The sequence below is a fragment of the Streptomyces sp. Isolate_45 genome (assembly GCF_024721315.2).
In the GTDB taxonomy this organism is placed as follows: domain Bacteria; phylum Actinomycetota; class Actinomycetes; order Streptomycetales; family Streptomycetaceae; genus Streptomyces.
Genome location: NZ_JANFAK020000001.1, coordinates 90,874 through 103,177, shown reverse-complemented (window position 1 = coordinate 103,177; position 12,304 = coordinate 90,874). Strand labels below are relative to the sequence as shown.

Genomic DNA, 12,304 nt, shown 5'->3' with positions numbered 1-12,304 from the left:
CACGGAAGGGGCGAGGGGCGTCGCACCCGGCACGCTTCAGGCCATACCCATGTCGGCCGAAGTCACAAACCTGGCTCGGAGCTACTGATGTCTGACGAATTGCGTCCCCACCGCACGGCCGCGGTCATCCCGGCCGCCGGCCGCGGGGTACGCCTCGGCCCGGGTGCCCCCAAGGCCCTGCGGGCCCTCGGCGGGACGCCCATGCTCATCCACGCCGTCCGCGCCATGGCCCGCTCCCGCGCCGTGTCCCTCGTCGTGGTCGTCGCCCCCTCCGACGGGGCCGCCGAGGTACGCCACCTGCTGGACGAGCACGCGCTGCCCGAACGCACCGAGGTCCTGGTCGTCCCCGGCGGGGAGACCCGCCAGGAGTCGGTGCGCGCCGGCCTGGACGCGCTGCCGCAGGACGTCACCTCCGTACTGATCCACGACGCGGCCCGCCCGCTCGTCCCCGTCGACACCGTGGACAACGTCATCGACGCCGTCCGGGCCGGTGCCCCCGCCGTCGTCCCCGCGCTGCCGCTGGCCGACACCGTCAAGGAGGTCGAGCCCGGTGGGCCCGGCGAGCCCGAGCCGGTCGTCGCCACCCCCGAGCGCGCCCGGCTGCGCGCCGTCCAGACCCCCCAGGGCTTCGACCTGGAGACCCTGCTGCGCGCGCACCGCGAGATCGCCGTCCTGGGTGAGGGCGCCACGGACGACGCCGGCATGGTGGAACGCCTCGGAGTCACCGTCGTGACCGTCCCCGGCCACGAAGAGGCCTTCAAGGTCACCCGTCCGCTCGACCTCGTCCTCGCCGAGGCCGTACTCGCCCGCAGGAGGGCCACCGATGCCTACTGACCCCGCCGCCGCGCCCGCCGCGCCCGTGATGCCGCTCGTCGGCATCGGCACCGACGTGCACGCCTTCGAGGCGGGCCGCGAGCTGTGGTGCGCCGGTCTGCTGTGGGAGGGCGAGGACGGCCTCGCCGGGCACTCCGACGGTGACGTCGCCGCGCACGCCGCCTGCGACGCCCTCTTCTCCGCCGCCGGTGTCGGCGATCTCGGCGCGCACTTCGGCACCTCCCGTCCGCAGTGGTCCGGCGCCTCCGGCGTCACCCTTCTGGCGGAAGCCGCCCGCATCGTCCGGGCCGAGGGCTTCGAGATCGGCAACATCGCCGTCCAGGTGATCGGTGTCCGTCCGAAGGTCGGCAAGCGGCGCGAAGAAGCGCAGAAGGCGCTCTCGGCCGCCGCGGGCGCCCCCGTCTCGGTGTCCGGCACCACCACCGACGGTCTGGGCCTGACCGGCCGGGCCGAAGGGCTCGCCGCCATTGCCACCGCCCTCGTCCACCGGACGAGCCGGGCCTGAGCCCGGGCCCCGCCGGGCAGGTGTCCGGCCGGGGCCCCGCCCGTGCGGTGGCGGAGCGCATCCGGCACCAACCGGGAAAACCGCCCGTACGGGACCCCGTGCGCGCCCCGTCCGCACCGCTCCGGCGGCAAACCCCACCCCCGGGCCCCCAAAGGGTCGCGGGGCACTGCTAGAGGCGCACTACCCTGGATGCCGTGACTATTCGCCTGTACGACACCAGCGCCCGGCAGATCCGTGACTTCACCCCGCTCGTTCCGGGCTGTGTCTCGATCTACCTCTGTGGCGCGACCGTGCAGGCCGCTCCGCACATCGGCCACATCAGGTCGGGCCTGAACTTCGACATGATGCGCCGTTGGTTCGCGTACCGCGGCTACGACGTGACCTTCATCCGCAACGTCACGGACATCGACGACAAGATCATCGCGAAGTCCGCCGAGCAGCGCCGCCCCTGGTGGTCCATCGGCTACGAGAACGAGCGCGCCTTCAACGACGGCTACTCCGCCCTCGGCTGCCTCCCGCCCACCTACGAGCCCCGCGCGACCGGACACGTCACCGAGATGGTCGAGATGATGCGCGGGCTCATCGAGCGCGGCCACGCCTACGAGTCCGAGGGCAACGTCTACTTCGACGTGAAGTCCTTCCCGGGCTACCTCTCGCTGTCCCGCCAGGAACTCGACAACATCCGCCAGCCGGAGAGCACCGGCGAGACCGGCAAGCGCGACGCGCGCGACTTCGCCATGTGGAAGTCCGTCAAGCCCGGCGAGCCCTCCTGGGAGACGCCGTGGGGCCGCGGCCGTCCCGGCTGGCACCTCGAATGCTCCGCCATGGCGCACAAGTACCTCGGCGAGGCCTTCGACATCCACGGCGGCGGCCTGGACCTGATCTTCCCGCACCACGAGAACGAGATCGCCCAGGCCAAGGCCTTCGGCGACGAGTTCGCGAAGTACTGGGTCCACAACGCCTGGGTCACCATGTCCGGCGAGAAGATGTCCAAGTCCCTCGGGAACTCGGTCCTCGTCTCCGAGATGGTCAAGCAGTGGCGCCCGATCGTGCTGCGCTACTACCTCGGCACCCCGCACTACCGGTCGATGATCGAGTACAGCGAGGAGGCGCTGCGCGAGGCGGAGTCCGCCTTCGCCCGCATCGAGGGCTTCTACCAGCGCGTCATCGAGAAGGCGGGCGGTCCCGTCGAGGCCGCGGCCGAGGTGCCGCCGGCCTTCGCGGAGGCGATGGACGACGACCTGGGCGTCCCGCAGGCGCTCGCCATCGTCCACACCACCGTCCGCCAGGGCAACAGCGCGCTCGCCGCCGACGACAAGGACGCGGCGATCGCCCGCCTGTCGGAGGTACGGGCCATGCTGACCGTGCTCGGCCTCGACCCGCTCGACCCGCACTGGGCCGGCGAATCCGACCGCGGTGAGGACCTCCACGGCGCCGTGGACACCCTCGTACGCCTCGTCCTGGAGCAGCGCGAGTCCGCCCGCGCCCGCAAGGACTGGGCGACCGCCGACGCCATCCGCGACCAGCTCCAGCAGTCCGGCCTCGTCGTCGAGGACGGCCCGACGGGTCCGCGCTGGACGCTCGGCCCCCGCTGAGCCCCCGGAGCAGTCCGACTGTGCCGCCCGGCGCTCCGGGCGGCACACTCTTCATACGTACATATCGCAGCATCAACGAAAACAGGTAGAGGTCATGGCCGGGAACAGCCAGCGCAGGAACCGCCGCACGTCCAACAAGAAGGGCGCCACGGTCGGCAGCGGTGGCCAGCGGCGCAAGGGCCTGGAAGGCAAGGGCCCCACGCCCAAGGCCGAGGACCGCAAGAAGCACAAGGCGAACCGCATCAGCAACGCCATCGCCCGCCAGGCCGCCAAGCGCCGCCCGGCGCCGCGCCGCGGTGGCCCCAAGGGCACCAGCGAGATGGTCGTCGGCCGCAACCCGGTCTTCGAGGCGCTGCGTGACGGCGTCCCCGCCACCACCCTCTACGTCCAGCAGTTCATCGACAACGACGAGCGCGTCCGCGAGGCCCTCCAGCTCGCGGCCGAGCGCGGCAACATCAACCTGATGGAAGCCCCGCGCCCCGAGCTCGACCGGATGACCAACGGGCTCAACCACCAGGGCATGGTCCTCCAAGTCCCGCCGTACGAGTACGCGCACCCGGAGGACCTGACGGCCGCCGCGTACGACAACGGCGAGGACCCGCTGATCGTCGCCCTCGACGGGGTCACCGACCCGCGCAACCTCGGCGCCATCGTCCGCTCCGTCTCCGCCTTCGGCGGCCACGGCGTGGTCATCCCCGAGCGCCGCGCAGCCGGCATGACCGCCGGTGCCTGGAAGTCATCGGCCGGCACCGCCGCCCGCACCCCGGTCTCGCGCGTCACCAACCTGACCCGCGCCCTCCAGGACTACAAGAAGGCCGGCATCACCGTCGTCGGCCTCGCCGCCGAGGGCCAGCACACGGTCAACGACCTGGAGCAGCTCGCCGGTCCCGTCGTCATCGTCGTCGGCTCCGAGGGCAAGGGCCTCGGCCGCCTCGTCGGCGAGAACTGCGACTACCTGGTGCGCATCCCGATGCCGGGCGGCGCCGAGTCGCTGAACGCCGGTGTCGCCGCGGGCGTCGTCCTCTACGAGGCGGCCCGCCGCCGCGCCGACCGCGGCCGCGCCTGACCCCTGCCGGGGCCCGATCCCGGGCAGGGCCGGGCCCGTCCGCCCGGCTTGATCCACTTGGCTCACGGGAAGTGACCCGTGAGCGTGTCGCCCCGCCCGATCCGGGCGGGGCGACTTGATCTTGACGGGTCTCGGACAGATCCCTGATGTCAAGGCAGTGTCCTAAACACTGATCACTCGGTTAGATGAGTGTGGACACCAGAACGTCAGGGTTCGACGACCAGCCCGCGCTGAGCATGGTCAAGGTGCCGTGCGACCCCGCACAGGTCATCGTCAACCACGCCAGCTTCCGCGTGCGGCTCGCACCGAGCCCGAGCGCGCGTTCCAAGCCCGCGAATGCCCCCGGCCGCGCGCCCGTCCTCGGCGTCGCCGCGGTCGCCGCCGCCGGAGCCACCCGCCGCCGGGCGCCCGTCGTCTGGAGCGGCAGGTCCGCCCCCGGCGACGCCGCCGCGACGGGCGGCCTCCTCCAGGCCGTACGGGAGTCCGGCCGCGGCCACGACGAGTACGACGGCGGCGCCACCCAGGTCATCCCGCGCGTGGACCTGGCCCACGACCTCGCCGAGGACACCCTCGCCACGCCGACCGTCATCGGTCAGCGCAGCTACGGGGACCCGGAGGAGACCCGCCCCCTGGCCGCCGTACGGGACCTGCCGCGCGAGCAGTACGCGCCGCAGTACCCCGGCGGCGACCCCAACGGCGACTCCCGACGGGCCGGGGACGCCCGCGGCCAGGCCTCCTACTACCCCGGCCGCCGCATGAACCTCGGCGTGGTGCTGCTCCCGCTGCGCGTCTTCCTCGGGTTCATCTGCATCTACGCCGGCATGGGCAAGCTGTGCGACCCCGTCTACTTCGACGGCGGCGAACGCGGCTCCATGGTCACCTGGCTCCAGACCCTGCACCCCTGGGCGCTGGCGGAGCCGCTGCGCGACTTCGCGCTCGCGCACCCGGTGGGGGCGGGGCTGAGCGTGGCGTTCCTCCAGGTGATCGTGGGCGTCCTGACGGTGTTCGGGCTGTGGCAGCGGTTCGCCGCCTGCATCGGGGCGCTGCTGTCCGCCGCGCTGCTGATGACGGTGAGCTGGAAGACCGTCCCCGCCTACGACGCGCCCGACATCATCTACCTGGCCGCCTGGAGCCCGCTGATCATCGCGGGCGCGCCCGTCTACTCCCTCGACGGGAGGCTCGCGGGCGAGGCCTGGCGCACGCTGGGACCGCGTTCGGAGATCTGGCGGCTGCGGCGCCGGGTCCTGCGGCGCGGGGCCGTCATGGCCACCGTCGTGTGCGGGCTCACCCTGCTCGTCGGCTCGCTGCTCGGCGGGGCCGTACGTTCCTCCACCGTCGTCACCGTGCCCGGGCCGGGTGAGGCCCCGAGCAACTACCTGCCGGGTACGCCGCTGCCGAAGGCCTCGGTCAAGCAGTCCGAGCCGGTGCGGGGCCAGCAGCCGTCCAAGCAGGCGGCGTCGCCGTCCGCGGCGCCGTCGGTGGCGGCCTCGAAGCCGGCCCGGAGCGGGGCCGGCAGCGCGCCGCCCCGCGAGAGCGCCGGTACGGGGGCCGGCACCCCCTCCGCCACCAAGGGCGGCAGCACGGGCAGCGGTCAGACGCCGCGCAGCAGTACCCCGAAGCAGTCCAGCCCGCAGAAGCCGCCGTCCACGTCCTCGGGGAGCCGCCCCGAGAGCGGCAGCGGTGGCGGGGACACCCCGACGAAGAAGCCGGGGCTGGTGGGCGGACTCCTGGGCTGACGGTCCGGTTCGCCGCTGAAGGTCCGGTTCGCTTCGGTGGGGTCGGTCGCTTCGGAAGGTTCGGTCACGAGGGCCCGGTGCGCGAGGAGCGTGCCGGGCCCTTCGGCGTGCCGGGAGCGGGTGGCGCGTACGGGCCGGGGCACGGGCCCGAGTTGGGGGCGGGGCGTGCGGGGGCTCAGGAGCCCGTCTGGGCGGCCAGCTCGCGTGCGGCCTCGGTGAGGTCCTTGACGGTGTCGATCGCCCGCCAGTAGGCCCCCTGGGGCAGCGGATAGCCCGCGAGCCGGCGTTCGCGGGCCAGGCGCGGGAACGTCGTCCGCTCGTGGTCGCCCAAGTCGGGCAGCAGCGGGGTGAATTCGGGGGAGAAGACGTACACGCCGGCGTTGACCGGATAGGGCGACGGCGGCGCTTCGATGAAGTCGAGGACCTGCCCGTACTCGTTGGTCTCCACGACGCCCCACGGGATCCGCGGCCGGGCGAGCGCCAGGGTGGCCACGGCGCCGCGTTCGGCGTGGAAGGCCGCCATGTCGCGCAGCGGGAACCGGGTCCACACGTCGCCGTTCGTGGCGTACCAGGGGCGGTCGGCGTGCGGCAGCCGGCGGGCGGCGTACTTGAGGCCGCCCCCGCGCCCCAGCGGCTCCTCCTCGACGACGGTGGTCACCCGCAGCGGCAACTCGGCCCGCGCCAGCCACTCCTGGAGCACCTGCGCGAGGTGCCCGCAGGACACGACGACGTCGGTCACCCCCTCCGCCGCGAGCCAGGCCAGTTGGTGTCCGATGATCGGCAGGCCCGTACCGGGGATCTCGACCATCGGCTTCGGCCGGTCGTCCGTGTACGGCCGCAGCCGCGAACCCTGGCCGCCCGCCAGGACGACCGCCTGGGTGGGTGAGGCCGGGAACGCGGCCGCGAGGTCGGTGGATCGGGGAGGTACGGGGAGGGCGTCGCTCATGGCCGTCAGCGTAGGGACGGCCCCTGCCCCGGCGGTGGCAGGCGCGGCGGAGGTGTCGGAGAGTGCGCCGGAGGGGGCGCCGGAAGGGGTGTCAGCCCATCGAGGCGACGCCGGTCGCGTACGAGGTGTCGCAGACGGGGCGCGCGAAGGACTGGGCCTTCGTGGGCCCGTACGCGTCCACCGCGGCCCGGCCCAGGGCGCGCGCGATGCCCACGCAGTGCGCGGCGAGCGACGGCCGGCGGTCCACCTCCTGCTGGAGGTGCGTGAGGACGGCGCCCGGCTCCTGGCCCTGCTGGAGCTCGCTGAGCAGCTTGTCGCGCAGGAGGTCCTGGGCGGCGCGCGGCTTGGCGGGGACGGACACGTCCTCGGCGGAGGCGGTGAGGATCTGGGAAGGGGTGTTGTCCGCCCAGGGGACCATCGTGACCGCGAGGGTCCCGGACAGGACCAGGACGACGGGCAGGACCAGGGCGAGGGAACGGCCGATACGGCGGGCAGTGTGGGTCACGAGGGCGAGAGTAGCGCTCGGTGAAGATTTGGCGACATTTAGTCACCCTGTCGGGGGATGGTTCGACGTGACTTTTCGAATAAGGGGTTGACGGATGCGGCCGAATGGCCCGGTCTGCCAGGGTTTTGGCGCGGGGTTGGCGTCGGGGTCACGACAACTACCGAAGAAGGGGCGCCCCTTGGCGGGGCCGCCCCTTCGGGTTCCGGTTCCCGCGGCGGGTGTCAGCCGGAGAGGCGGGCGCCCGAGGACGTCGAGAACACGTGGATCTCGTCGGCCCGCGGCACCACGCGCAGCGTCGAGCCCTTCTCCGGGACCTGGCGGCCGCCGACGCGGACGACGATGTCCTTCGCCTTGTCGGCGCCGACCGCGGCGCTGCCGTAGACGTAGCCGTCGGCGCCGAGTTCCTCGACGACGTTCACGGTGATGGTCAGGCCGCCGGTGTCGCCGATGTCGAAGTGCTCGGGACGCACGCCGACCGTGACGGTGCGGTCACCCGCGTCGGCGGCGGCGGACAGCGCCTCGCGCGACACCGGGACGATGCTGTCGCCGAACTTCACTCCGCCGTCGGCGATCGGCACCTCGACGAGGTTCATGGCGGGCGAGCCGATGAACCCGGCGACGAAGAGGTTCGCGGGGCGGTCGTACATGTTGCGGGGGGTGTCGACCTGCTGGAGCAGACCGTCCTTGAGGACCGCGACGCGGTCGCCCATGGTCATGGCCTCGACCTGGTCGTGGGTGACGTAGACCGTGGTGATGCCGAGGTCGCGCTGGAGCGCGGCGATCTGCGTACGGGTCGACACGCGGAGCTTGGCGTCGAGGTTCGACAGCGGCTCGTCCATGAGGAAGACCTGCGGCTTGCGGACGATCGCGCGGCCCATGGCGACGCGCTGGCGCTGGCCGCCGGAGAGGGCCTTCGGCTTGCGGTCGAGGTAGGTGGTGAGGTCGAGCATCTTCGCCGCGTCCTCGACCTTGCGGCGGATGGTCGCCTTGTCCTCGCCGGCGATCTTGAGCGCGAAGCCCATGTTGTCGGCGACGGTCATGTGCGGGTACAGCGCGTAGTTCTGGAACACCATCGCGATGTCCCGGTCCTTGGGCGGCAGGTGCGTGACGTCGCGGTCACCGATGCGGATGGCGCCGCCGTTGACGTCCTCCAGGCCCGCGAGCATGCGCAGGGAGGTGGACTTGCCGCAGCCGGAGGGGCCGACGAGGACGAGGAACTCGCCGTCCTCGATCTCCAGCTCCAACTGGTCGACGGCGGGCTTGTCGCCGCCGGGGTACAGACGGGTCGCCTTGTCGAAAGTGACAGAAGCCATGGTGATGAATCCCTTCTACCGGCAGGAACGTGCCGGACGATCCGAGTGGAAGGTCTAGTCCAGTGTCCTGGACTCCGCCCGACGCTACCCGGCGATCCGCTCCCTGTCAGCACCCGCGTCCGGTGACTTCGCACTCTGTGCGATCCGCCGGTGCGGGGCCGTCCTCATGGAGGCCGCCGGGGCCTGGGTCTGCCACTGGTGGCGGGGGCCGCACGGCTCGGGCGGGCGGGGTGCCCCGGGGCGTGACGTCGGGCAGGGCGCCATACTTTTGACCTGGTGGTGGCAGAGCAGTTCTTCTGACCTGTAAGAGGCCAGAGCGACGCGCTTTTGACCTCAATGCCGCCCTCGCGAGCGACGTTTCCTGCTTCACCGCCCGCTGCCACTCGACCCATCCCTGAAGGATGCGCCGGGAGGACTTACGCAGACTCCGCAGGCGTTAAGACCGACGGCCCGTCGGCCTGTTGTTCATCCACGGCCTACGCGGCAGTGACGCATTCGGGTAGTTCTGATGCGCGGATGACCGGAGGTGGAGTTCTATCGGGTGGCAGCGCCATCGCCACCAGCCAGTACAGTCGCAACCCCTCGTCGCGGAGGTTCACGGCGGCGTTCCCGTCACGGTCGTGGACGGCTCCGCACACTGCGCAGGTCCACGACCGGACGGACAGGTCGAGCTGCTCGCCCTTGGCGCGGCAGGCGGAGCAGAGCCGGGTCGAGGGGAAGAACCGGTCGACGACGACCAGAGTGCGTCCGTACCAGGCCGCCTTGTACCGGAGCATGTCGAGGAGCGTGCCCCACGAGGCGTCGGTGATCGCGTTTCTCAGTTTGACCGAGCGCAGGAGGTTCGCGACGCCCAGGTCTTCCACCACGAGCACTTGGTTCTCGCGCACGAGGCGGGTGGTGAGCTGGTCGAGGCCGTCCTTCCGGACATCACTGATCAAGGCGTACAACCTGGCGATCTTGGCGCGCGTCTTTTCGCGGTTGCTCGATCCCCTTTGTTTGCGGTGCAGCTCCTTTTGGAGCCGGGCCAGCTGCTTCTCGTACTTCTTCAACAGCCGTGGGTGGTCGACGGTGCCGCCGTCATCGAGGGTGACCAGGGAAACCAGTCCCAAATCGATCCCGACGGCCTTCGGGGGCATCGCTACCGGGGACGAACGCGGTGGGCAGCGGGGTGATCCGCTCCTCGACGAGGCAGTGGAGGAAGAAGCGACCTGCGCGGTCACGGGTCACCGTCAGCCTTACCGGCGTGACCCCGGCGGGCAGCGGGCGGGACCAGTGCACGTCCAGTGGTTCCGTCTGCTTCGCCAAGGCGATGAGCCCCGTACCGGGTCGCTCGGGGTTCTGGTGCCAGCGGAAGCCGGTGCGGACGTACGTCGCCGAGTCCCGTGACCGGTGCTTGCGCTTCGGCTTCGGGTACTTCGCGGCGCCCTTGAAGAAGCGGCTGAACGCGGAGTCGAGGTGGCGGAGCGACTGCTGGAGCACGGTCGACGAGACGTCCTGGAGCCACGAGGTTTTCCGGGCGTGGCGCCAACCGGTCAACGCCCGGGAGGTCTCGGCGAAGCCGAGGGAAACCCGGTGTTCCTCCCACGCCTTCACCCGTAGGGCCAGTCCCTCGTTGTAGACCCACCGGCAGGCGCCGAACGTCTGCAGCAACTGCTCGGCCTGCGGTTCGGTGGGGTAGAAGCGGTAGCGGTACACCCGCTGTTGTGTGCCCGGCTCCTTCGCCCGGCTTGTGAGGGGCCGGGTGCCGCGCTGCTGGTGTTTGCGCTGGTCGGGGATACCCAGAACCTCGCGTTTCAGGCGCTTGGCCTCGGAACCTGTGACGCGATTCCTCTGCTCCGCGGCTTCGGCCACGAGCCCCCCACCCCTACGGTCCGATAGTCGGATGTGCACTGCAGTACGTAGAACGAACTGGCGGGCGAGGGGTTACGAGGGGTGAAAAGTTCTTCGCGGCGAGGTCGGGCGCCTGTGTAGAGTGAAGGCGATTCTGTGCGCTGCACAGCGTCACATGTGCCCCCTTAGCTCAGTCCGGCCAGAGCACTCCACTTGTAATGGAAAGGTCGTCGGTTCGAATCCGACAGGGGGCCCCATCCCAGGTCAGAGGCTCGTCGACCAAGGGAATCGGTACGGGAACGGAAGGCCCTGGGTGATCACCCAGGGCCTTTTGCGTGCCCTCAGTGGCGGCCCGAGATGCGGTTGGCCAGGTGGGCCAAGGGGGTTGTCGTGGGGCGGTGGGTGGTCGTCTCCTGGCGGTCCGCTTCGCGGTAGGCGGCGTACAGGGCCTGGACGCCGAGCCAGCGGAAGGGTTCCGGTTCCCAGCGGCGGACGCGGTGGTTGACCCAGGGGAGCGAGGTCAGGTCCGTCAGGTTCTCCAGGACCAGGTCGCGCAGGGTGCGCGCGGCGAGGTTGGCGGTGGCGACGCCGGAGCCGACGTAGCCGCCGGCCAGGCCGAGGCCGGTGGTGCGGTCCAGGGAGACGGTGGCGCACCAGTCGCGGGGCACGCCGAGGACGCCGGACCAGGCGTGGGTGACCTCCGTGCCGGTGAGTTGGGGGAAGAAGGACGTGAGGAGCGAGGTCAGGGCGGTGATCGTGGACGGCTGGGTGCGGCCGTCGTGGTCCGTGCGCGAGCCGTAGCGGTACGGGACCCCGCGGCCGCCGATCGCGATGCGGTCGTCGGCGGTGCGTTGGGCGTACATGTAGGCGTGGGCCATGTCGCCGATCACCTCGCGCCCCGACCAGCCGAGTGAGGCCCAGACCTCCGCCGGGAGCGGGGCCGTGGCGATCATCGAGGAGTTCATCGGGAGCCAGGTGCGCTTCTGGCCCTTGAGGGCCGCGGTGAAGCCCTCGGTGCACCGCAGTACGAAGGGGGCGCGGACCGTTCCGTACGGGGTGACGGCGCGGCGGGGCGCGATCTCGGTGACGGGGGTCGATTCGTGGATGACGACCCCGAGGCGTTCGCAGGCGGCGGCGAGGCCCTTGACCAGCTTCAGGGGGTGGATCCGGGCGCCGTGCGGGGTCCAACTGGAGCCGACGGCGTCGGCGATGTCGACGCGGGCCCGGGTGGCGGTGGCGTCGTGGAACTCGCGGTCGGTCTCGCCGAAGCCGAGTTCGGCGGTGTGGAAGGACCTGAGGCGGGTGAGCTGCGCGGGGCTGCGGGCGACTTCGAGGACGCCGCCGCGGTGGATGTCGGCGTCGATGTGTTCCTCGGCGGTGACGTCGATGACCTCGGTGACGGTGTCGTTCATGGCGTGCTGGAGCCGGAGGGCGGCTTGGTGGCCGTGGAGTTCGGCGTACCGGTCGCGGCCGGCGATGCCGTTGTAGAGCCAGCCGCCGTTGCGGCCGGAGGCGCCGTAGCCGCAGAACTTCTGCTCCAGGACGGTGACGCGGAGGTCGGGCGCGGACCTCTTCAGGTAGTAGGCCGTCCACAGGCCGGTGTAGCCGCCGCCGACGATGACGACGTCGGCCGTGGCGTCGTGGGTGAGGGGGGCGCGGGCCGGTTGGGGGACGGTGGTGTCCGTCGCGTACCAGAAGGAGATGCCGCCGTTGATCGTCATGGGGGAGTTGGTACACGGGGTGCCGGTGGGGTGTCCAGGGGCCGGATGTCGTGGTTCGGGACGTGTTTCCGGGCCGAATGACCCATGCGGGTGGGGTGGCGGGGGTCGTAGGGTGCGGTGGGGGGTTCGTGCGGTTTGGTGAGGTTTGTGGCCCTGGTGTGCTGCGACGCGTAGGGCGTCGGGTGCGTCGGCGCGTTCCGGCGCGGGGCTTTGGAGTGGAGAGGGTTCGGCTGTGGGCATACGTGGCGCGGGG

General features: G+C 71.6%; 11 protein-coding genes and 1 tRNA gene. 6 read left to right on the top strand and 6 right to left on the bottom strand.

The window, feature by feature from the left end:
- The first annotated feature begins 87 nt into the window (after nt 1-87).
- From ispD to NOD94_RS00485, 5 genes are all read left to right on the top strand, one after another.
- Nucleotides 88-834 (top strand): 2-C-methyl-D-erythritol 4-phosphate cytidylyltransferase, encoded by a 747-nt coding sequence (gene ispD, locus NOD94_RS00505; protein WP_281203641.1) that lies wholly within the window; start codon nt 88-90, stop codon nt 832-834.
- Nucleotides 824-1,339 (top strand): 2-C-methyl-D-erythritol 2,4-cyclodiphosphate synthase, encoded by a 516-nt coding sequence (gene ispF, locus NOD94_RS00500; protein ID WP_281203640.1) that lies wholly within the window; start codon nt 824-826, stop codon nt 1,337-1,339. The genes ispD and ispF overlap by 11 nt, the downstream gene beginning before the upstream one ends.
- A 194-nt stretch (nt 1,340-1,533) precedes the next feature.
- Nucleotides 1,534-2,934, top strand: a complete 1,401-nt coding sequence (gene cysS / locus NOD94_RS00495; protein ID WP_281203639.1) for a cysteine--tRNA ligase — start codon at nt 1,534-1,536, stop codon at nt 2,932-2,934.
- A gap of 94 nt (nt 2,935-3,028) precedes the next feature.
- Nucleotides 3,029-4,000 (top strand): 23S rRNA (guanosine(2251)-2'-O)-methyltransferase RlmB, encoded by a 972-nt coding sequence (rlmB, locus tag NOD94_RS00490; protein WP_281203638.1) that lies wholly within the window; start codon nt 3,029-3,031, stop codon nt 3,998-4,000.
- Between the two features lie 185 nt (nt 4,001-4,185).
- Entirely contained in the window at nt 4,186-5,736 is a 1,551-nt protein-coding gene (locus NOD94_RS00485; protein ID WP_281203637.1) for a DoxX family protein, read from the top strand.
- A gap of 175 nt (nt 5,737-5,911) precedes the next feature.
- On the opposite strand, the gene NOD94_RS00480 is transcribed toward NOD94_RS00485, so the two are convergent.
- The 5 genes from NOD94_RS00480 to NOD94_RS00460 form a co-directional block, all read right to left on the bottom strand.
- Nucleotides 5,912-6,682, bottom strand: coding sequence for a nucleotidyltransferase family protein (locus NOD94_RS00480; RefSeq protein WP_281203636.1), 771 nt, complete (start codon nt 6,680-6,682; stop codon nt 5,912-5,914).
- 91 nt (nt 6,683-6,773) lie between these two features.
- Nucleotides 6,774-7,187, bottom strand: coding sequence for a hypothetical protein (locus tag NOD94_RS00475; RefSeq protein WP_281203635.1), 414 nt, complete (start codon nt 7,185-7,187; stop codon nt 6,774-6,776).
- Between the two features lie 221 nt (nt 7,188-7,408).
- Nucleotides 7,409-8,500 (bottom strand): sn-glycerol-3-phosphate ABC transporter ATP-binding protein UgpC, encoded by a 1,092-nt coding sequence (gene ugpC, locus NOD94_RS00470; protein ID WP_281203634.1) that lies wholly within the window; start codon nt 8,498-8,500, stop codon nt 7,409-7,411.
- 476 nt (nt 8,501-8,976) lie between these two features.
- Nucleotides 8,977-9,609 carry an RNA-guided endonuclease TnpB family protein gene (locus tag NOD94_RS00465; protein ID WP_281203633.1) on the bottom strand — a complete coding sequence of 211 codons (633 nt, stop codon included), beginning with the start codon at nt 9,607-9,609 and terminating at the stop codon, nt 8,977-8,979.
- Complete coding sequence (locus NOD94_RS00460) at nt 9,578-10,351, bottom strand: transposase (RefSeq protein ID WP_281203632.1); 774 nt, start codon at nt 10,349-10,351, stop codon at nt 9,578-9,580. Before NOD94_RS00460 ends, NOD94_RS00465 begins: the two co-directional genes overlap by 32 nt.
- Nucleotides 10,352-10,509: 158 nt before the next feature.
- On the opposite strand from NOD94_RS00460, the gene NOD94_RS00455 reads away from it, so the two are divergent.
- Nucleotides 10,510-10,587 (top strand) — tRNA-Thr (locus tag NOD94_RS00455).
- Nucleotides 10,588-10,671: 84 nt separating this feature from the next.
- Here NOD94_RS00455 and NOD94_RS00450 read toward each other — a convergent pair.
- Complete coding sequence (locus tag NOD94_RS00450; protein WP_281203631.1) at nt 10,672-12,051, bottom strand: FAD-dependent oxidoreductase; 1,380 nt, start codon at nt 12,049-12,051, stop codon at nt 10,672-10,674.
- Nucleotides 12,052-12,304 lie beyond the last annotated feature (253 nt).